Genomic DNA, 21,499 nt, shown 5'->3' on the forward strand with positions numbered 1-21,499 from the left:
ATCATAATAAAGAAAGTTTGTTCTAAAGTGCGCTAAATATGACATTGAAAGTAGTTTCTCAAATGCAGCGGATGTTCCTGCAGCTTCCGCATTCTCATAAAATACTAATCAGCGCGATTAGTGTTGCCCTACTCATTTTGTTGGTGATTCCTTCAGAACCGGCTACGGCGTCAAAGAACACAGCCTCCGTTGATCAGCTGGTTCCAGGTAAACGTTACCAATTGGAACTGGCCTTTGAGAACAACGGCAACAGCGAAGACAATTCAGCACAAGAATTGCATTGGCAAACCTATCAAATCAAGTCTGGCGATAACCTGGCTGACATTTTTAGTAAGTTAGGTTTTAGTGCACAAGAGCTTTACCGCGTCACTGAGTCAGGTGAAGAAGCGAAGCTATTGCGTAAAGTACACCCCGGTGACTTACTGCGCTTTGCAACGGATTCAAGCGACAAACTGGTTCAGTTAGCGCACGATATTAACGGTACCGACACGCTCATTATCACCCGTCAAAAAGACAGCTTTGTCGCAGAAGTCGAAACCAAAGACGTTGAGGTGCGTACCGAGTTTGCACACGCCGTTATTGATTCCAGTTTCTGGAACGCGGGTATCGGTGCCGGACTAACCGATAACCAGATTATGCGAATTGCGAATATTTTTGGTTGGGATATCGACTTTGCCCTCGATTTACGTAAAAACGACGAGTTCAGTGTTTTATTTGAAACCCACTATGTCGACGGCGAATTTGTCGGTTACGGAAAAATTCTTGCGGCGGAGTTCGTCAACCGAGACGAGCACTTCCAGGCCATATTGCATGACAATGGCCAATATTACACACCAAATGGGCGAGCAATGCGTAAAACATTCTTACGCTCGCCGGTTAACTTTACGTACATAAGCTCAAGCTTTAATCCTCGCCGCTTGCACCCGGTTACAGGCCGTGTGCGTCCGCACAACGGCATTGACTACGCCGCATCGACCGGCACGCCTGTTATGTCATCTGGCGACGGTAAAGTTGTTCAAGCCGGTTATAGCCACTTAAATGGTAATTATATTTTTGTGCAACACGGCGAGCGTTATACCACTAAATATTTACACTTAAGCCGCAAACACGTCAGAACTGGCGACCGAGTCAAACAGGGCCAGGTTATTGGTCGTGTGGGTGCGACAGGCCGCGTAACCGGTGCGCACTTACATTATGAGTTCTTGGTTGATGGGGTACACAGAAACCCTCGAACAGTTGAACTGCCACAAGCCAAATCATTGGCTGAGTCGGAGCTGCCATCATTCCGCCAGCAAGCCGACCAAATTATTGCGATATTAAACGACAATAAACGTGTTTATCTGGCAATGAGGTAATGTCCGAACGTTATATTGGCTTAATGTCAGGAACCAGCATGGACGCGATTGACGCCGTGCTGGTTGCTATAACGGCCGATGGAAAACTGAAGCTCGATGCGTCACACAGCTATACACTTCCCTCTGAATTACGCGCCCGGCTATTAACACTCAGCATTAGTGATCACTGGAACGCGGATGAGCTGGCAGAGCTTGATGTGTTATTCGCTGAGCATTCCGCTGCTGCCGTGAATAAGTTACTGAGTGAAGCCAAAATTCCGGCGAAAAGCGTCACAGCTATAGCCAGTCATGGCCAAACAGTTCGCCACAAGCCAAGTCATAGCGCTCCGTATACACTGCAATTAGGCGACCCTTCTAGGCTGGCTTTCAAAACTCAAGTTAATGTCATACACGACTTTCGCCGCAAAGACGTAGCGGCCGGCGGTCAGGGCGCACCATTAGTGCCCGCTTTTCACCAACATGTTTTCGCTCAGCCGGGGAAAAGCGTTGCCATTGTCAATTTGGGGGGTATTGCAAACATCACCTGGCTAGGGCCAGAGCAGCAACTGCTTGGTTTCGATACCGGCCCGGCAAACACTTTAATGGACCAGTGGATACAACACTGCGATGCGAACAAAAGCTATGATGAGAGCGGTCATTTCGCTCGTCAGGGCAAGGTCATTGACGAACTTTTAGAGGCTTTACTGAAACACCCTTTTTATTCCCGCACCGCGCCCAAGAGTACTGGCCGTGAAGAGTTTAACCTGTCCTATTTAAAGCCGCTTATTAAAGCAAACTACCCGCCTGAAAATGTGCAAAGAACCTTGCTCGTGCTAACCGCGGAAACTCTGAGTAACGAACTTAATAAATTACCGACCAAGCCTGAACAAGTTTATTTTTGCGGCGGCGGCACCAAAAATGAATTACTTTTAACAGAAATTACTCAGCGCCTTGAGACAAAGAAGTACGACACGACACTGGCATTAGGGGTTGATCCTCAATGGGTTGAGGCAATGGCTTTTGCCTGGTTAGGTTGGTGCTATGAGCATAAAAAACCGGGGAACCACCCTGCTGTGACAGGTGCAGCCGCCCCGGTTGTATTAGGCTCTAAAACTTTATTTTATTGAGCCGACGAGTGAGCCTTACTCTGCACCAAGCGCTTTAAAAGCATCACGAGTCAGGTTTTCATTGTTACCGTCTTTACCAACCACGATGCTGTCTTCAATACGAACGCCACCATACGGTCTTAGCTCGTCCACTTTGTCCCAGTTGATATCATCACTGTCTTTGTGCTCTTCAAGCAGCTGGTCAACGACATAAAGCCCCGGTTCAATTGTAAAGACCTGACCTTCTTCAATGTCACGCAATAAACGCAAGAATGGGTGACGCTCACTACGCTCATAGCTGCTGCCGTCGTCAGACTTCAGGAAGCCACCAACGTCATGAACCTGTAAGCCAATAAAGTGGCCAAGACCGTGCGGCATAAAGGCACTGGTATAACCCTTGTCGTAAATACTTTGTGCATCGCCATTGATAAAGCCAAAGTCACTCAGGATTTTAGCTACTTTCAGGTGCATAGACACATGTAAGTCGTAGTAATTAACGCCCGGCTTAATTTCGCTGAGTAACTCTTTCTGAGCATTATCCATTGCTTCTACTAAGTCAGCGTAAAAACCTTCTTCGTATGCGTATGAACGCGTGATATCGGCACAGTAGCCTCGGTAACGTGCCCCCGCATCAATTAAGAACGAACGAAATTGCTTCGGCGGCTCTGTGTCATAGACATCGTAATGTAAAATCGCAGAGTGACTGTTTAAAGCGACAATGCTGTTATAGGGCACCTGTGACTCACGAAAGTTAATGGCGGCCAAATACGCGTGATGAATTTCCAGCTCACTTTTTTCAGCGTAGAAAGCTTCTTTTGCGGCGACATGCGCTTTTGCTGCCAGCTTATTGGCTTCACGCAAGTTCTCAAGTTCCCACTCGGTTTTAATGGCTCGGTGGAAGTGCAGATGATCAATCAGGTTTTGTGGGTTACGCGCTTTTACGTTCCAGCTATGAACCGGCTCTGCAAAATCCTCACCGATAAATGCAGTATTCGCCAGCTCACTGCCGATATCATCAGTCATAATACTGAGGTCATCGATAATTTTTAGGTCGACATACTGCTGCCATTCTTCTTCGGGCACATCAACCGGAGCGTGCCAGAAGTCTCTGGCCTGGAATAGATAAACGGTAGGACGCTGACTGCCTTTGCGATAAAAAATCGCACTTTTGGGGCTTTCAGTAACAGGTACCCAGTATTTAAACAGCGGGTTGACGCGATAAGGCGGCGCGTTGTCGTCAAGAAAATCGACTCGTGGCTGACCTGAGTAAACCAGGGTCGATTCAAAACCGGTATCTGCCAGTGCTTTGTCGAAGCGCTCACAAACCGTTTTGATATGTTCAGCGTATGCACTCATAAAAAAACCTCACAACAAATGGTGAGGTCATTTTAGCGCAAATAAGCCCAGTTTTCAGCTGAAGCGGACGTCCTGTAAAGACTAGATAGAAAAGCTTGAACCGCAACCACAGGTTGTAGTGGCATTAGGGTTGTCGACGAAGAAGCGCGAACCCTGCAAGCCCTCTTCATAGCTGACAATACCGCCCATTAAATACTGGAGACTCATGGGATCCACTAACAACGTGACTCCTTCTTTTTCCACCTGCATGTCACCCGGGTTAGGGGTTTCGTCAAAGGTGAAGCCATACTGAAAGCCCGAGCACCCGCCGCCCGTTACATAAACGCGCAACTTAAGGTTCGGATTTTCTTCTTCCGCAATGAGTTGGCTCACTTTTTTTGCGGCTTGTTCGGTAAACTCAATAGGTACCGCTGTTTCCGCAGAACTGCTCATAGTGTTTCACCTTTGTTGAACTCTATCGGCATTTTCTCTTACCTGACTATTTTGGTCAAGTATCGCCGTCGGTTCTGACGTTCGGCGCCGGTTTACCTTTGCGAATGTCCTTCCAAAAAAACGAACGGTTCAACGTGCCGCGACCACCATCGGTTAATGTCACCGATACGTCAATACGCTCAGGCACGAAGCCCTCGGGCATGAAGAAATCACCTTCGTAAATCGAAAAATAACGCATGGTAAAGGTACGGTCGTCGCCGCTAATGTTGGCAAGCTTCATTAAATCAAAGCGCTTTTTCTGACCGTCTATGCGACCAACCAGGTCGATGGCGACACGCCCTTCAACAAAGCGCCTGCGTTGCTCAATTTGCAGAACCGCCAAGGAGAAGTGGAAATGCTTATCTGCCTGGTTTGGTGTCACTGTTATGGAGTCGATAGTCACGCCACTTTCCTGCAACTCAGGCGCCATTATCTTTTGGTAAAAAGCGAGGTCTCGACGTAATGCGTAGTTGTCGTTTTGTAGCGCAGTTAACTCGTCTTGCAGGCTTTGGTTCGATGAACGCTCAATATCCAACTCTACTTGCATAACATGACGTTGGTATTCCATCTGTTCCAGGCGCTCATACATATCATCAAGTTGTGCGGACTGTTCGCTGACCGTTTCTTTTAACGACTTTGCATGCCAAACGCCGGCAAGATATGCCAGATAAGCAAACAGAATCAGTAGACCTGCCACCGCGAAGAAAACAGGCAGCCTTCCGAACCTTTTTTGCCAATATTTGAGATTAAAGTACTGCTTCATAATGCTCGCTCATTTCCATTAGCCGCTTATGCTGATATGTTATTGATAAATATGCAAGCCTCGAGCCCGGGTTTCGTTTAAGGAACAACACTAAATGGCGCCTTTATTACGACAGCAGTTACGCAAACAATTGGCCATGCCAACGACAACAATTGCTATCTGTCTATTAGGGCTTGCCGGTGGCGTACTTGCTGCTTTAATGATTGCCGGTTTCCGTTTTGCCATTGAGTACGGCGCTCATCTCATTGGTAACGACACTTACTGGCAAGAACCCTTGCCGACAACGCTTCGTTTTACCATACCCATTGCGGCGGCGTTATTAATTTACGGTATTTTTCGTTTGTCAGGCTCGCGCTACGTTCGTATGGGCATTCCTTATGTTATTCATCGCATGAAACAACATTACGGCATGCTTCCTTGGCGCAGCACCGTTAACCAGTTTTTTGGTGGAATTATTGCCCTGATTGCCGGGTACAGTGTCGGCCGCGAAGGTCCCGCAGTTCATTTAGGAGCCGCCGCATCGACTTGGCTCGGCTTCCATGTCGATGCCCCTAAAAACGCCTTACGCACGCTTGCCGCCTGCGGTATTGCAGCGGCTATTGCGGCTTCTTTTAATACCCCACTTGCCGCTATGGTATTGGTTATGGAAGTGGTACTGCGGGAATACAAAGTCCACGTCTTTATTCCAGTCATGCTGTCAGCCGTCGCCGGGTCATTAATCACCGAAGAAATTTTCGGCGTTGCGTCAGAGTTGGCCATGTTATCGGCACAAGACATTCCAACCACTCAGTTGCCTTGGGTGGTTATTCTTGGTGTCGTGTTAGGCGTCGTCGGCGTTATCTTCAAAAAACTCATGCTGGATGTAATGGATACAGTCAAAGACATGTCCTTACTGACCCGGCTACTGTTCGCAGGCATTATCACCGCTTCTCTGGCAGTTATTATTCCAACCAGTTTAGGTCCCGGGCTAACCGCTATTGAGCAGGTGATTAATCACCAGGGCGAAATGTCACTATTAACAACCTTATTGCTTGCTAAGCTATTTGCCGCTGCCATTGCTCTTGGCATGGGTATCCCCGGCGGGTTAATTGGTGCGGTGTTCGGTATTGGTGCCATTATCGCCGCGGTCTTTGTCGGTGCTGTTGACGTGCTGGGTATTCAGCAAGCTCTGTCTTTTGACAGCTTTATTCTATTGGGTATGGCCGGTATTCTGGCGGCCTGTATCCACGCACCTATGGCAGCATTACTGGCTATCGTTGAGTTGTCACGCAGTGTGGAAATTATTATTCCGGCAATGCTGGTTATTGTTCCCGCCTACCTGATATCCAGCCAGCTGTTTAAGTCGAAATCGATTTTTATCGCTCAGTTAGAGTTACAAGATCTTCCCTACCAATTGGCACCTGTGCATGTGGCGCTGCAAAAAACCGGCGTTGAAAATGTTATGGAAACCGACTTTAAACTTTTGCTTGAGCCGACTCAGAATGAGCTGGTCGACTCGCTCGAGTCCGCGCAGGCTAAAACCGTTATCGTCATGTCAGTGGATGAAGACAACCAACCTTTGTACCGCCTTGTCTCCTATGACATTACTGCCGGTGACAGTCCAAGTTTGAGCTATACACCCATTAAGGGTTTGCGTATTACGTCAACACTAGCTGAAGTGTACGATGAAATTGGACAACAACGCCGCGGTGCGGTGTATATTTATGAATCAAACGGTGAACACCCATGTGGCATAGTCACCTGGGAAACTGTCCGAAAAGCATTACAAAGAGAGTTAGCATGACGTGGATTTTATGGGTTAAAGCACTTCATATTGCCTTTATGGTCGCCTGGTTCGCAGGTATTTTTTACTTACCCCGGCTGTTTGTGTATCACGCCATGAACGCCAAACCAGCCGTGCATGACCAGTTCTGTGTCATGGAAAGGCGCTTACTTTTTTTTGTAACTCCTTTTGCCATTCTGACCTTAGTTTTTGGCCTGGTACTTATTTTTGCCTACGGTTCAGCTTGGTTTGCCGCCAGTGGCTGGCTACACGCCAAGCTAGTTTTGGTGACGCTCTTATACGCTTATCACGGCTACTGCTTCAAACTTCTGAAAGACTTCAAAAACGGTAAAAACACGAAAAGTCACCGTTTCTATCGAGTCTTTAACGAGCTACCGGTTCTGGCGCTTTTTGCGATTATTATTTTAGCCGTAGTGAAGCCGTATTAGATTCTAAAACTGGGCTGACTTTGCTATAGTGTGCGTCCAGTGACATTCTGCGGCAGAGGCGCACCTATTGATGAATTTCACCGGTTCCAACATTCTCTCAGTCAACCAATTCGACCGAGACAGTATCGACTATATCTTTTCCGTTGCTGATAAAATGCAGCCCTACGCCCGTCGTAAAAAACGCACCCGGGTATTAGATGGCGCCATTCTCGGCAACCTGTTTTTCGAACCTTCGACTCGTACCCGAGTCAGTTTCGGCACTGCGTTTAACCTGCTAGGTGGCGAAGTTCGCGAAACCACAGGCATGGAAAGCTCAGCTATTGCCAAAGGCGAGTCTCTCTACGACACCGCCCGCGTACTTAGCAGCTACAGCGATGTTATCGCTATGCGCCACCCTAAGTCCGGCTCGGTGAAAGAGTTTGCCAGTGGCAGCCGGGTACCGGTGATTAATGGTGGTGATGGTGCCAACGAGCACCCGACTCAGGCACTTCTCGACCTGTATACCATTGAGAAAGAGCTGGCTTACCATCAGCAGAGCATCGATAACATGCACATCTGCATGATTGGTGACTTAAAGTACGGGCGTACGGTGCACTCGCTGTCGACACTATTGTCCATGTATAAAAACATTAAGTTTACGCTGATTTCTCCGCGTGAATTGTCGATGCCAGAGTCCGTCTTAGCCACTCTGGAGAACGCGGGTCATCAGGTCACTGTCACAGAAAAGGTCGACGGCATTGTCGATGCCGACATTGTGTATCAAACCCGTATCCAGCAAGAGCGCTTCGCAAGTCCCGAAGACGCTGATCAATATCGCGGTAAATTTCGTTTAAATCAGGAAATTTATACCAAGCACTACAAACCCAATACCGTCATTATGCATCCGTTACCGAGGGATTCCCGAGCAGAAGCGAATGAGCTCGATAATGACCTCAACCAGAACCCAAACCTGGCAATTTTCAGGCAGGCTGATAACGGAGTGCTCATTCGGATGGCACTATTTGCACTGACACTCGGCGTCGTTGATCAAGTCGACAAGCATGAATGTGACGTCATTTGGTACAGCGAAAAAAGCCAATTATAAAGAGGTAACTGCGGCATGAGTCGTTCAGAAGATTTATTCAAACAAGCACAAATTAGTATTCCCGGCGGCGTTAACTCGCCTGTTCGCGCCTTTAGTGGCGTAGGTGGCACCCCCATATTTTTTGAAAGCGCAGAAGGCGCTTATATGTTTGATGCCGACGGTAAACGTTACATTGACTACGTTGGCTCATGGGGGCCAATGATTCTCGGGCACAACCACCCTGCCGTTTTAGAAGCAACCTTAGCGGCTGCAAAACGTGGTTTAAGCTTTGGTACGCCAACGGAAATTGAAATCACTATGGCGGAAACCATTCGCAAAATCGTACCGTCGATTGAAAAGGTTCGTATGGTGAACTCCGGCACCGAAGCCACCATGACGGCTATCCGCCTAGCGCGTGGCTACACCGGCCGTGACAAAATTCTGAAGTTTGAAGGCAACTATCATGGTCATGCTGACTCGTTGTTGGTGAAAGCAGGCTCTGGCGCGCTGACTTTGGGTGTTCCAAATTCTCCGGGCATTCCGGAAGACTTAGCCAAGCACACGCTAACTGTTAACTACAACGACATCGATTCAGTTAAAGAGGCATTTAAAGAGTTCGGCGACGATATTGCTTGTATTATCGTTGAGCCGGTTGCCGGCAATATGAACTGTATCCCGCCTGTTCCCGGCTTTTTAGAAGGCCTGCGTGACGTTTGTGACGAGTACGGTTCAGTACTTATTTTTGACGAAGTCATGACCGGCTTCCGCGTTGCGCCCGGCGGTGCTCAAGAACGCTACGGCATTACTCCCGACTTAACCACCTTAGGAAAAGTAATTGGTGGCGGTATGCCGGTTGGTGCATTTGGCGGTAAGAAAGAAGTCATGGACTACATTGCGCCAGTTGGTCCAGTGTATCAGGCCGGTACCTTGTCAGGTAACCCAGTCGCCATGTCAGCGGGCTTAGCTGCGTTGCAGCAGTTATCAACGCCTGGGCTTTACGACCAACTCTACCAACGCGTCGATGCGTTAGTGGATGGTCTACAAGAACGCGCCAATAGAGCGGGCGTGCCAATGACAACGAATCGTGCCGGCTCTATGTTTGGTTTCTTCTTTACTGAAGAGCCGGAAGTGAAGTCGTATGCGCAGGCAACTCAGTGCAATATGGAGCATTTCAAAGCGTTCTACCACGCTATGCTGAATGAAGGGGTATACCTTGCGCCTTCTGCGTTTGAAGGCGGTTTCATGTCAGCGGCACACACTGAAGATGACATTGAGAAGACCTTACAAGCGGCGGAAAAAGCCTTTACTCAACTGAAGTAAATCAACAGCCCGGTGGGGCTAGCCTCCAAACAGGCGGTCCCACCAACTTTTTTCCTCGATATTACCGGCACAGGTTATATTGTCCGGCAAGCGTATTTCTTCTGCTGGCAATAGTTCGCCATTTCCACAATCATTAGGTATGCGCTGCCCTGTCCGTTCATGAAAACGTTGCATCTTCAACGGCTCAGGAACCTCCAGGGCCACGCTTAGCGGTGGTTTACGTTCGTAATAGTCAGCGACAACTCGTAACGCACCGCTACTGCCTGTCAGGCCCGTCGGTTGGTTATCATCTCTTCCTAACCAAGCTGTCACCACTTGCTCTCCGTCAACGGCAACAAACCAGCTGTCCCGATAGTCATTGGTGGTACCGGTTTTACCACCAACTTGTTGTCCGGCTAACACTCGTTGTAAGGCGCTCGCCGTGCCTTCCGCTACTACACCATGCAAGCCAAACTTCGTCAGGTACGCGACCTTTGAGTCAAACACCTGAGAGGTACTTTTTTCAGGTGTTCGATATAAAACATCGCCCTGATGCGTGGTAATAGACGAAATTGCTGACAACGACTGGAAGCGGCCGTCATTCATCAGGGCGCTGTACATTCTGGTGACTGCAAACGGCGTTAATGACGCAGAGCCCAGAGTTAACGATGGGTATTCTTCCAACGGAGTTACCACACCCAGCCGCTTCATGTAATCCACGACGGTATCAACACCAACCTCTACACCGACCCTAACTGCCGGAATATTGCGAGACTGAACAAGCGCGTCGTACAGCAGCAAACTCCCTTTAAATTCGGTATCGTAGTTCTGAGGCTGCCAAGTCTTACCACGTTTGTCTTCAAGAGTTATTGCTTCGTCAACCACCGGAGTATGCAGGCCGATGCCGGACTCTTGCATTGCGGTTGCATAAATTACCGGCTTTATTAGTGAGCCTATCGGGCGCAGTGCCATCAATGCCCGGTTATAACCGACGGTTTGACTGAGTCTTCCGCCAGCCAGCGCCGTTATCGTCCCTTGTCGATAATTCGCCACGACCATAGCGCCTTCCAGAGTACTGTCGTCATCGGTAAGCTTACGCGCCAGCGATTTTTGTACAGCCTCCTGCGCATTCACGTCCATGTGGGTGTATATCTTCAAGCCCGTGTCCTGCCAGTCTTCCGGCAACGCCAGGGTTTTCATTTCGCGCTTAATAATATCCATATAGTGAGGGTACGGATGCTCTACTAACCGTCGACTTTCCCTCACGTCCAACTGTCGCTGTACCGCGGCGACATAGGTCGATTTTGCGATAAGATCCTGGTCAAACATGACCTTTAACACGGTATCCCGGCGCTCTTGAGCGCGTTCAGGAAAACGTCTGGGGTCATAATAAGAAGGGCCTTTTATCATGCCAATGAGCAACGCAACCTCATCAACTGACAGCTCCTGAACTTGTTTACCGAAGTAAAACTGGCTGGCAAGCCCTATGCCGTGAATCGCATTGCGGCCGTCCTGACCGAAATACACTTCGTTTAAATAGGTTTCCAGAATAGTATTTTTATCAAAACGGTAGTCGATAACCAGCGACATCATGGCTTCGTGAAACTTTCGCCATAAGGTTTGTTCGCGGGTGAGGTACAAGTTTTTAACCAACTGCTGAGTTAGCGTTGAGCCCCCCTGAACCGTTCTGCCTGCTCTTAAGTTCGCGACTAACGCTCTTAAAATAGCCCAGGGAGAAACGCCCTTATGATGATAGAAGTTGCGATCTTCCACCTGAAGTAGCGTCTCAATGAGTAGGTTAGGTACCACTTCCAAACCTACCAATAACCGGTCTTCTTTGCTTAGCGTGCTAATTCGACCGATCAGCTCAGGCTCCAAACGAAAGCTATCCAACTCTCTCCCACTGGGCCACGAGGTAATAGATGCAACTCGATCATTCACAAAGTGAACCTGAACCCGCTTAGACATTTGTGGACCGTCTGAGAAATCAAACGGCCGACGGTGAACCATGACGCTGTCATTGCCGACCGAATAGTACCCGGACTGCTCAGTGTTATTACTGCGGTTATAGCCAATACGTTCAAGTGTTTTTATCAGCGTCGACTGCTGTAATGGGTAACCGGGGTAGACACGTAACTCGCCGGCGTACACAAGTGCCGGCGCCTGATAACGCTCTGTTTTAAAGTGCTTAGACAGGGTGGCATCGAGATATATCGCATACACAGCAATGACGGCAGCAACCGCTAAACCAATCTTAAAGCTTGTCCAGAATAAATAGCTTAACCATTGACGTTTTATCACTGCATTTGCCTTTTGGTTTTATAGGTCGCCTCAGCGTTTATTGGATCTTCCGGCCACGGGTGTTTCGGGTAGCGCCCGCGCATTTCCTTGCGAACGTCCTGATACGCGTTATCCCAAAAACTCTTTAAGTCATTAGTTCGCTGCAACAGACGGCCTGCCGGCGAGAGTAAATCGACCGATACTACTTGCTGCCCATCAATAATCCGCGGTGAATCCTTTATGCCAAACATTTCCTGCAATTTCACCTCAACTCGCGGGGTTCCGTCCAGATAATTTATAAAGATTTTACGTTGTGTGGGTGTTTCCCAGTGTTCCGGGCACGCATTATCCAGCCGTTGCTTTTCATCGTAGTTAAGCCAGTACACCAACGCCTCGTTGGGGTCCCAGGCCTGTAACTGCGCCAGCGACTTCACCGAAGTCCAATACGGGTAAGCCCAGGCCTCCAAGTGAGAAAGTAAGCCCTCATGCGATAGTGAGTATTCACTTAATTCACCGGTCACTGACTGTAACAAACGCATACGTGCCAGCAGTTGGTTTGCCTTGCGCGACCAGTTAAGCATTTCAAGACCTTTTTTATTCAGATAGTCCGCAAATGCCTGGCAACGCTCTTCATTGGTCACATCTCCGTCGAGTTTCTCCTCGGACAGAAACAATGCCCCTATGGTCTGCCGCTTAATTCGAGTCAGCGTTTGCTGCGTGCCAACCCAGTCAGCGGAATAAATGTCAGTAGTTGATAACCCAGCGGCCTCTATTGCACCGAAAATGTCAGGCAGCTCGGCATAACTCCGTACTTTGCCGTTGCTATCATTCTGTTGAAAGGTTGCGTCAAATATAACCGTCCATTGAGGCTGGTTTAATAACTCGGCAACGGATGCGAGTCGCCCGCCGGTGACCAGCTGGTAACTTTTCTTCGCTTTGCTGTACTTTGCCAACCTGTCGGGAAACCCTGCGACCAGCGCTTTTTCTAAGCCTTTGTTGTTAGCTCGCGTACTCTCAGACACCTGTAAACGCTTTAACCAATGCTGCCAACGCCTGCGCCAGCGACTCAATGTCTGACGTTGTTGATAATGCTGCTCTGCACTGTCCAGAATGTTGATCGTTTTAATGTGCCCTGATGGCTCTTCCAGGGTAGCCAGAGCCTGCGCGCAAGCAGCCTTCAGTTCATGACTTTCTGAGCGGGCCGCATCGCATATGAGTGCAAGACGCGCATCGGTGCCCGGGTCGAGAGTCTTCGCTTTCTTCGTCAACTGACCATCAACCAAAAGCCCTGTTAATGACAGAAACTGCTCTGCGACCCGGCAATGCACAGAGTTGGGCGGTGTCAGCCAGGCCAGTTCGTCGACTGAACTGCCCCACTTCATCACTTCCAGTACCAGTGACGTTAAGTCCTGACTTTCTATGTCGGCAGCGGCGTACTCGGGCTGACCGTGCTCGTCCGCTTTAGACCAAACGCGGTAGCATGTTCCTGGCTGTAATCGCCCTGCGCGGCCAGCTCGCTGCGTCGCGGATGCTTTAGACACAAAGTGCGTAGTCAACTGGTTCATACCGTAACCCGGCAAAAAGTTAGCCCGACGTTCACGTCCGCTGTCCACAACCACATCTATGCCTTCTATGGTTAGACTCGTCTCTGCGATATTAGTCGCAAGAATAATTCGCTTACCATCACTGGCTTTTAACGCGTGCTGCTGCTCTTTAAGTGACAGCCGGCTGTGCAGGGTATAAACATCGACATCGGTTGCCACCAGAGAGCCCAGTGCTTGTTGCACACGTTCAATTTCGTAGATACCGGGCAGAAAAACCAATACGCCTTTGTCGGCACTTTTTAAAGCCTCGACAATGACACTGGGCAAATGCAGTAACCACTCACTTCGCGTTTTGGGTGCTCGGTATTGAATGTCTATTGGAAAGCTACGCCCTTCGCTTCTAAGCGTTGTTACCCCTTCACAATACCCGGACAACCACTCAGAAATATCTTCGGCCGGCAGTGTCGCTGACATGACCAACAGGTTTAAGTCGTCACGTAATGGCAGCGCGTCCATGACTAACGCCAGGCTTAAATCACTGTGTAAATTGCGCTCATGAAATTCATCGAATATCAGTGTGGAGATATCACTAAGCTCAGGGTTTTCCTGTAACCAACGTACTAATACGCCTTCAGTGACGACAAGAAGCTTGGTGTTCTTCGTGCGTTTCGTCTCACCGCGCACAACATAGCCTACCGTTTCACCAACCTCTTCTCCCAGTTGCCTGGCCAGGTAACTGGCCACATTGACGGCAGCAACCCGACGCGGCTGCAGCATAACAGTGATGCCATGAGTGCCCAGCTGTTCGTGCAGTAAATAAAGAGGCAGGTAGGTCGATTTACCGGCACCCGGCGGTGCCTCTAAAACCACACGTGCTGCCGGGAAGCATTGCGCTAACTCCGGCAGCACGTTTTCAACAGGTAGGCTCATACCAAATTAGTCACCTTGAACAGTCGCGGCAATGGTTCTGACACCTAACGCTGTCGCCCCTGTTGCCCACATAGCTGTCGCAGACTTCTGATACGCCCCGGCTAAGTCAAAGTGAAGCCAGCCTTTGCCTTGCTCAGGCGCAAAGCGCAGCAGGAAACCGGCCGCATTACTGGCCCCTCCGGCACCACCACCTTTTTGTGGGCGGCTGTTTGCGGTATCGGCAAAAGCCGATGGGCAGTTTTCCGAATGCCATGAAGCCAGCGGCAAACGCCACAGCAACTCGTGCTCTTTGTCGGCATTTTTCAACGCTCGAGCCGCGGCGCTGTCATCGACACTAAACAACGCATTGTATTCGTTACCCACGGCCATTTGAGCGGCACCGGTCAGCGTAGCTGCATCAATAATGTTTTTCGCACCAAACTCACCGGCAGCCTGCAAGCCGTCAGCAAGTACCAAACGACCTTCGGCGTCAGTATTAACCACTTCTACGGTCAAACCGTTCTTATAACGAATAATATCGCCCAGCTTATACGCGCGTCCGTCAATCATGTTTTCAGCGCAGCAAAGAATCAATTTAACGCGCTTGTTCAGGCCACGGCGAATAGCCAACGACAATGCACCAGTCACTGTTGCCGCGCCACCCATGTCGCACTTCATTGACAACATGCCTTCGCTCGGCTTAATGCTGTAGCCACCGCTGTCATAGGTAATACCTTTACCGATAAGCGCTGTATCAACAGGCGCGTTGTCGTCGCCAGTTGGGTTGTAGTCAAGTACCAACATGCCAGGCGCATGCTGGCTGGCACGACCCACGGTATAAATTCCCATCCAGCCTGCGTCTTTCAGAGCCTCACCTTTAATAAACTCTGCGCTTATCGCATCGGGCGCTAACCCTTTAAAATGTTCAATAACGCGCTCAGCCAGGCTTTCCGGATAAATATCTTCTGCCGGTAAGTTGGTGAGCTCACGGCTAAAGCGGGTGGCATCACGCATAGCATCAAGATGCTTGGCCGCTTCTGCGTCGCCTGTGTGCCACACCACATCATTTTTCGACAGCGTTGACGTAAAGCCCTGATACAGCGCCCACTGACGTTCCATATCCCAACCGTCACCAGACACTGCGACCTTTACTAAGCCGTTGTTGTCGAGGGTTCGCCCGGCTTTTTGAATACGCCGCAAATTCTCAGACTCGTCGTCTACCAATACTATTTTTGCTGCGTCGCCGTCAAAAACGACGTTCGATTTCGGGTTCCAATGAGCTGCTGGTGCTTCATTCGTTAAGTAAACCGCTAGTGCGCTGGACATTCTCAACCTCTCTCGATAATTTGCTTTCAGTTACTTTAGAGTTATGAGGTCTCTGATGCAATTTAACAAGCCCCTTCGCCGGGGAGTTTTAGAAAAACGCTATAAACGCTTTCTGGCCGATATTGATTTTGGCGATGGACAAATAACAACGGTTCATTGCCCGAACACAGGCGCAATGACGGGCTGTGCTGAGCCTGGGTTCGACGCATATTGCAGTCTTTCTGACAACAAAAAACGTAAGTATTCACATACCTGGGAGTTATCACGAACCAAGGAAGGCGAATTTATTGCGGTGAATACCGGCTGTGCCAATACCCTGGCCGGAGAGCTGCTAAATAGCGAACTTATACCGGAGCTTAGCGGTTGGTCCGAACTGAGAGCTGAAAAAAAGTACGGGCAAGAGAACAGCCGTATCGACTGGTGGGGAATAGACCCTAATGGCAAAGAGTGCTTTGTCGAGGTGAAAAGTGTCACCCTGGCAGATGGGAAACGCGGTTATTTTCCTGACGCGGTCAGCCAGCGAGCACATAAGCACTTGAATGAACTTATGCATGTTATCGATGAAGGACACCGAGCCGTTCAGCTTTATATGGTTATGCACACTGGTATTGAATCTGTCAGCCCGGCGAAACATATCGATCCAAAATACGCGGAACTGTGTATTAAAGCGGCTGAACATGGCGTCGAATTTTACGCAGTGAAATGCACTGTTAATGAAAAAGAAATTCGACTGGAGAGACCAGTTGCAGTGCGCTTGTAGCGCGCGGCATTGAGCTAAATTTTGAACAAAAGAGTTGTTGAAATAGCGTTGCCAACCTGACCCCTTTCTGGTATATGTAGCGTCCTTTTTTAAACGCACGCTTTTAGAGCACTCTAGTTTTAGAGAATTAGGAGATCCAAAATGCCTCAAGGCAAGGAAAAGAAAACCCATGGCATTCTGGCACTAGCCGGCCTGGAGCCTTATCAGGAGAAGCAGGGCGAAGAGTACATGAATGACGCGCAGCGTGCGCATTTTCGTCGTATTCTGGAAGAATGGCGTCGTCAGTTACGCCAGGAAGTTGATCGCACCGTGCATCATATGAAAGATGAAGCAGCGAACTTCCCTGACCCAGTTGACCGCGCGGCACAAGAAGAAGAGTTCAGCATTGAATTGCGCACTCGTGACCGTGAACGTAAGTTGATTAAGAAAATTGAGAAAACGCTGCAAAAAATTGAAGACGATGACTTCGGCTTTTGTGATTCATGCGGCATAGAAATTGGTATTCGCCGCTTAGAAGCGCGTCCAACAGCGGATCTCTGCGTTGACTGCAAAACCCTGGCAGAAATGAAAGAGAAACAAATGACAGGAGCCTAAGGGCTCATGTACCACGGCCGATTTGCCCCGACCCCGTCGGGGCCTCTACATTTAGGCTCGTTGGTTGCTGCTGTTGGTAGCTACCTTGATGCTCATGCGCATAACGGCCAGTGGTTTGTTCGTATTGAAGATGTCGACAAACCTCGCGCAGTTCCGGGCGCTGCCGATACTATCCTCCGCCAACTCGAAGACCACGGACTCACCTGGCACGGTGAGGTTATTTTTCAAAGTGACCGTGACGAGTCGTATCAGGATTACATCAACTCGCTAACTTCCGCCGATTGCATCTATCAATGCGATTGTTCACGTAAGGCCATTCGTGAGCGCGGTGGTATTTATGATGGCTATTGCCGAACTCGTCAACCACGCCCGACACCTTATGCATTACGCTATATTAACAGCAACCCCGTCAATCAATTCAATGACCGGGCACTCGGCGTACAACTGGGTGATACCAGCACCTGTGCAGAAGACTTTGTCGTGAAGCGCCGTGATGGCTTGTACGCATACCAATTAGCGGTGGTAGTTGATGATATTGAGCAAGGTATTACCGATATTGTTCGTGGTAGCGACCTGGTTGTTCCGAGCTTTTGGCAGCTCACTTTGTGGCAGCATATCGCTAAAACCGAGCCTCGAATGATGCACTTACCATTAGTGACATCGAATGACGGCCGTAAGCTCAGCAAACAAAATCACGCGCCAGCAATAAACAGCCAACACGCGTCAGACAATCTGTTAACAGCGCTCGATTACCTGGGTATTGATGCCCATGAACTCAGTGAAACGCGACAAATCGATGAGATATTGGCCTTTGCGGTGCAAAAATGGCGCAAAAAGTGGCACATTACGCCTGCTTGACGGTACAATATGCGACCAATTGAGAAGAAACAACAATAACAATGGTAAGGGAGAAACCACCATTATTAAGCGAATAAAAGAGTTAGCAAAACGCGCTTTCTCCAGCAAGGATACTACCAGCAACAGTCGTTTACCGGCGTTGAAAGTTATCCCAAGAGATAAACACCCCGTATCCCGGAACGACATTAGCAAAAACGCACTTAAAGTCCTTTACCGCTTGCATAACAGCGGCTTCGACGCCTATTTAGTAGGCGGTTGCGTACGTGACATTTTATTAGGTATTCAACCGAAAGACTTCGACGTGACCACCAATGCGACGCCTGAACAGGTGAAATCGCTATTTCGAAACTGCCGCCTTATTGGTCGTCGGTTTCGTCTGGCGCATGTTGTGTTTGGCAAAGAGATTATTGAGGTCGCTACGTTTCGCGGGCATCACGCCGATGACGCCGACTCAAAAAGCAGTAAGAAAAACCAGCACGCACACAGTGATGAGCATGGTCAATTAGTACGCGACAATGTCTATGGCACCATAGAAGAAGACGCAGAGCGCCGCGACTTCACGGCTAACGCGCTGTATTACAACATTGCGGACTTTGCCATTTATGACTTTGCGAATGGCGTAGAAGATATTAACAAAGGTGTTTTACGCTTAATTGGTGATGCTGAAACACGCTACCGCGAAGACCCGGTCAGAATGCTGCGTGCGGTACGTTTTGCGACCAAGCTCAACATGCAACTAGATACCGCGGTACGTGACCCTATTCCTGAACTAGCGTCATTGCTTGCAAACATTCCGCCAGCGCGTCTGTTTGACGAATTTCTGAAAATGTTCATGTCGGGTAAAGCCACTGCCAACTTTTCCATGATGATGGAGCTGGGGCTGTTTCAGCAGCTATTCCCAATGCTTAAAGGGCATCTCAGTGACGCTCAGTCACCCGCATACCAAATGCTGTTAAAAGCATTTAAAGATACCGACAAGCGCATTGCTGAAGACAAACGGGTTACCCCGGCCTACCTTGTTGCTGTGTTGTTGTGGTGGCCATTACTGGCCCGCAAAGAGCAACTGGAAAACGAAGGTGGTCTGCCGCCTATGGATGCGATTAACATAGCCGCTGCCGATGTCGTACACAGGCAGTCTCAGCGTGTTTCTATCCCTAAACGCTTTAGTTTACCAGCTCGTGAAATTTGGCAGCTGCAACGACGTTTGCAAGTCACTAAAGGTGGCAGAGCAATGAAAGCGCTTGAGCACAAACGCTTCCGCGCCGCTTATGACTTTATGTTGCTGCGCTCACACGCCGAGCCCGAAGACAAAAAGCTGGCTGAACTGGCTCAGTTCTGGACAGAAGCTCAGAACAACCCGACTAAGCTAAAAACCGGTAAGTCCGGCGCTCCCACTCGCAAGCCGAGACGCCGTCGTCGCGGACCACGTAAGAAGAAGCCACAAAGCAACTCAGATAATGGCTCAGCATAATGCCTATGTCGCACTGGGGAGTAATTTAAACGACCCGCTCAATCACTTACTCAGTGCGCTGTCACGATTAAATCGGTCCAATAGCTGGCAACTCGTCAGCTATTCGTCGCTTTACGGCAGCAAGCCCATGGGACCGCAAGATCAGCCTGACTATGTTAATGCCGTGTGCCAGTTGGAGACGGAATTGTCTGCTTACGACTTGCTGCAGTCACTGCATGATATTGAAGACGAGTTTGGTCGCAAACGCATTCGTCATTGGGGTGAGCGCACGTTAGATCTCGATTTATTATTATTCGATAACGAGACGCACCAAAAGCCAGACTTGACGGTTCCACACCCGGGTATTTATGAGCGTAGCTTTGTCCTGTATCCGTTGGCTGAAATAACGCCAGCACTTGTCTTACCCAACGGCAAAACAGTGACTGAGCAAGCCAAGACACTTACCGAAAGCGGTCTTGACGTGCTAGTCTACCAGTCATCTATTTCTTTATAACTTTGCTAAAGGTCGCATAATGGCTACAACCAGCATTGCTACACTGCAAAAAATGAAGCGTGAAGGCGTTAAAATTAGCTCGCTTACCGCCTACGACTCCAGCTTCGCAAAATTAATGACCGAACAAGGTGTCGACTTTATGCTTGTCGGCGACTCATTAGGTAATGTTGTTCAGGGCCGCAATTCGACCGTTCCGGTCACACTCGATGACATGGCCTACCACACAAAATGTGTGCGCCGCGGCGCCCCTGAAGCCTTCGTTATTAGCGATATGTCATTCATGACCTACTCGACACCAGAGCAAACCTATGACAATGCAGCGACACTGATGCAAGCCGGTGCCAATATGGTGAAGCTGGAAGGCGGGGAATGGCTGGAAGAAACCATTAATGGGTTGCATACTCGCGGAATTCCGGTCTGTGCACACCTTGGTTTACTGCCGCAGTCAGTCAATGTGCTGGGCGGCTACAAAGTACAGGGTAAAGAAGAGCAACAGGCAGAAAACACCCTGCGTCAGGCAAAAGCACTCGAAGCCGCAGGCGCTCAACTTTTGGTGCTGGAGTGTATTCCATCCAGCTTAGGCAAGCGCATTACCGACGCCTTAACTATTCCGACTATTGGTATCGGTGCTGGCCCTGACACCGACGGACAGATATTGGTGATGCACGACATGCTGGGCATGAACAGTGACTATTTGCCAAAATTTGCCAAAGACTTTCTGGCTCAGGGGGGCTCTCTCGCCGACGCGTTTCGCTTATACACCGAGCAAGTGCGATCAGGCGAATTTCCGGCTCCGGAGCACTGCTACAAATGAAGATACTAAAAAGCTTACAGGAGCTTCGTGAGTGGCGTAGTGCACAGCAGGAGGTCGCACTCGTTCCAACTATGGGTAACTTACATGACGGCCACTTACAGCTGGTAAAAAGTGCGCTGCAACATTGCGACAATGTGGTGGTGAGTATTTTTGTGAACCCAATGCAGTTTGGTCCCAACGAAGATCTCGACAGTTACCCCAGAACCTTAGATGCCGACTGCGCAGCATTAGAGAAATTGGGCGTTAGTGCCGTGTTTACTCCCACAGTCAGTGATGTTTATCCACGCGGACTGGAGCAACAAACGAAGGTCAGCGTGCCCGGCATTAGCAATATTTTATGTGGCTCCAGCCGCCCAGGCCACTTTGAAGGTGTGGCGACTATCGTCTGCAAACTGTTCAATATGGTGCAGCCACAAGTCGCTGTTTTTGGCGAAAAAGACTATCAGCAACTGCAAGTCATTCGGCTGATGACTCAGGACTTAAGCTTGCCGGTAGAAGTTATTGGCGTGCCAACACAGCGAGAAGCCAGCGGTTTGGCTTTAAGCTCACGCAACGGTTATTTGACAGCAGAAGAGAAAACTCAGGCAACAGCGCTCTACAAAGGCCTTCAAGATGCGAAAGCGGGGCTTGAACGCCGGGAAGACTTTGAGCAGATAGAGTCTCAGGCAGTGCAACAGCTGGGAAAAGCTGGTTTTAAAGTGGACTACTTTAGCATCCGTAACGCAAACGACTTACAACCAGCCTCTAAAACTGACGAAAAGTGGGTCATATTGGCCGCTGCTTTTCTCGGAAAAACTCGCCTGATAGACAACCTTCAGGCTGATAACCCAGCGGCCACTTAACTCAC

The 21,499-nt window shown here is 49.3% G+C and carries 19 protein-coding genes; 13 read left to right on the top strand and 6 right to left on the bottom strand.

From position 1 onward, the window contains the following. Positions 1-38: 38 nt before the first annotated feature. A complete protein-coding gene (locus tag BLT32_RS08305; protein ID WP_082343233.1) occupies positions 39-1,355 on the top strand; it encodes an OapA family protein in 1,317 nt (438 codons plus the stop codon). Beyond that, positions 1,355-2,461, top strand: a complete 1,107-nt coding sequence (locus BLT32_RS08310; protein WP_053953887.1) for an anhydro-N-acetylmuramic acid kinase — start codon at positions 1,355-1,357, stop codon at positions 2,459-2,461. Before BLT32_RS08305 ends, BLT32_RS08310 begins: the two co-directional genes overlap by 1 nt. 15 nt (positions 2,462-2,476) lie before the next feature. Here the strand turns inward: BLT32_RS08310 and pepQ are convergent, their stop codons facing one another. The 3 genes from pepQ to BLT32_RS08325 form a co-directional block, all read right to left on the bottom strand. Continuing rightward, on the bottom strand, positions 2,477-3,796 hold the full coding sequence (pepQ, locus tag BLT32_RS08315; RefSeq protein WP_053953886.1) for a Xaa-Pro dipeptidase: 1,320 nt from the start codon (positions 3,794-3,796) through the stop codon (positions 2,477-2,479). An 81-nt stretch (positions 3,797-3,877) separates the two neighbouring features. Beyond that, positions 3,878-4,228: an iron-sulfur cluster insertion protein ErpA gene (gene erpA / locus BLT32_RS08320; RefSeq protein WP_053953885.1), complete on the bottom strand. Its 351-nt coding sequence runs from the start codon at positions 4,226-4,228 to the stop codon at positions 3,878-3,880. A gap of 55 nt (positions 4,229-4,283) precedes the next feature. Further along, on the bottom strand, positions 4,284-5,030 hold the full coding sequence (locus tag BLT32_RS08325; RefSeq protein ID WP_053953884.1) for a DUF6776 family protein: 747 nt from the start codon (positions 5,028-5,030) through the stop codon (positions 4,284-4,286). 94 nt (positions 5,031-5,124) lie between these two features. On the opposite strand from BLT32_RS08325, the gene BLT32_RS08330 reads away from it, so the two are divergent. From BLT32_RS08330 to hemL, 4 genes are all read left to right on the top strand, one after another. Further along, entirely contained in the window at positions 5,125-6,813 is a 1,689-nt protein-coding gene (locus BLT32_RS08330) for a chloride channel protein (protein ID WP_053953883.1), read from the top strand. Further along, positions 6,810-7,241, top strand: a complete 432-nt coding sequence (hemJ, locus tag BLT32_RS08335; protein WP_053953882.1) for a protoporphyrinogen oxidase HemJ — start codon at positions 6,810-6,812, stop codon at positions 7,239-7,241. The genes BLT32_RS08330 and hemJ overlap by 4 nt, the downstream gene beginning before the upstream one ends. A gap of 70 nt (positions 7,242-7,311) precedes the next feature. Further along, a complete protein-coding gene (locus BLT32_RS08340; protein WP_053953881.1) occupies positions 7,312-8,325 on the top strand; it encodes an aspartate carbamoyltransferase in 1,014 nt (337 codons plus the stop codon). Between the two features lie 15 nt (positions 8,326-8,340). Continuing rightward, a complete protein-coding gene (gene hemL / locus BLT32_RS08345; RefSeq protein ID WP_053953880.1) occupies positions 8,341-9,624 on the top strand; it encodes a glutamate-1-semialdehyde 2,1-aminomutase in 1,284 nt (427 codons plus the stop codon). An 18-nt stretch (positions 9,625-9,642) separates the two neighbouring features. Here hemL and mrcB read toward each other — a convergent pair whose 3' ends face one another. From mrcB to pepB, 3 genes are read right to left on the bottom strand one after another with little or no spacing between them, the layout of a single operon-like run. After that, positions 9,643-11,904: a penicillin-binding protein 1B gene (gene mrcB, locus BLT32_RS08350; RefSeq protein ID WP_053953879.1), complete on the bottom strand. Its 2,262-nt coding sequence runs from the start codon at positions 11,902-11,904 to the stop codon at positions 9,643-9,645. Then, positions 11,901-14,357 (bottom strand): ATP-dependent helicase HrpB, encoded by a 2,457-nt coding sequence (gene hrpB / locus BLT32_RS08355; protein ID WP_053953878.1) that lies wholly within the window; start codon positions 14,355-14,357, stop codon positions 11,901-11,903. Before hrpB ends, mrcB begins: the two co-directional genes overlap by 4 nt. Positions 14,358-14,363: 6 nt before the next feature. After that, the gene (pepB, locus tag BLT32_RS08360; protein WP_053953877.1) at positions 14,364-15,662 is read right to left on the bottom strand and encodes an aminopeptidase PepB; all 1,299 of its coding nucleotides are present in this window, start codon (positions 15,660-15,662) and stop codon (positions 14,364-14,366) included. Positions 15,663-15,717: 55 nt separating this feature from the next. Here pepB and sfsA point away from each other — a divergent pair, with 55 nt between their 5' ends. The 7 genes from sfsA to panC all read left to right on the top strand — a co-directional run bounded on the left by sfsA (position 15,718) and on the right by panC (position 21,494). Continuing rightward, complete coding sequence (sfsA, locus tag BLT32_RS08365) at positions 15,718-16,422, top strand: DNA/RNA nuclease SfsA (protein ID WP_053953876.1); 705 nt, start codon at positions 15,718-15,720, stop codon at positions 16,420-16,422. A 141-nt stretch (positions 16,423-16,563) separates the two neighbouring features. Next, entirely contained in the window at positions 16,564-17,016 is a 453-nt protein-coding gene (gene dksA, locus BLT32_RS08370) for an RNA polymerase-binding protein DksA (protein WP_053953875.1), read from the top strand. Positions 17,017-17,022: 6 nt separating this feature from the next. Beyond that, positions 17,023-17,874: a tRNA glutamyl-Q(34) synthetase GluQRS gene (gene gluQRS / locus BLT32_RS08375; protein WP_053953874.1), complete on the top strand. Its 852-nt coding sequence runs from the start codon at positions 17,023-17,025 to the stop codon at positions 17,872-17,874. Positions 17,875-18,022: 148 nt separating this feature from the next. Continuing rightward, complete coding sequence (gene pcnB / locus BLT32_RS08380) at positions 18,023-19,345, top strand: polynucleotide adenylyltransferase PcnB (RefSeq protein WP_143020954.1); 1,323 nt, start codon at positions 18,023-18,025, stop codon at positions 19,343-19,345. Continuing rightward, positions 19,332-19,838, top strand: a complete 507-nt coding sequence (folK, locus tag BLT32_RS08385) for a 2-amino-4-hydroxy-6-hydroxymethyldihydropteridine diphosphokinase (protein WP_053953873.1) — start codon at positions 19,332-19,334, stop codon at positions 19,836-19,838. Before pcnB ends, folK begins: the two co-directional genes overlap by 14 nt. Before the next feature lie 19 nt (positions 19,839-19,857). Then, positions 19,858-20,652: a 3-methyl-2-oxobutanoate hydroxymethyltransferase gene (gene panB, locus BLT32_RS08390; protein ID WP_053953872.1), complete on the top strand. Its 795-nt coding sequence runs from the start codon at positions 19,858-19,860 to the stop codon at positions 20,650-20,652. Beyond that, positions 20,649-21,494, top strand: coding sequence for a pantoate--beta-alanine ligase (panC, locus tag BLT32_RS08395; RefSeq protein ID WP_053953871.1), 846 nt, complete (start codon positions 20,649-20,651; stop codon positions 21,492-21,494). Before panB ends, panC begins: the two co-directional genes overlap by 4 nt. Positions 21,495-21,499 lie beyond the last annotated feature (5 nt).

Source organism: Idiomarina zobellii (genome assembly GCF_900100855.1).
In the GTDB taxonomy this organism is placed as follows: Bacteria; Pseudomonadota; Gammaproteobacteria; order Enterobacterales; family Alteromonadaceae; genus Idiomarina; species Idiomarina zobellii.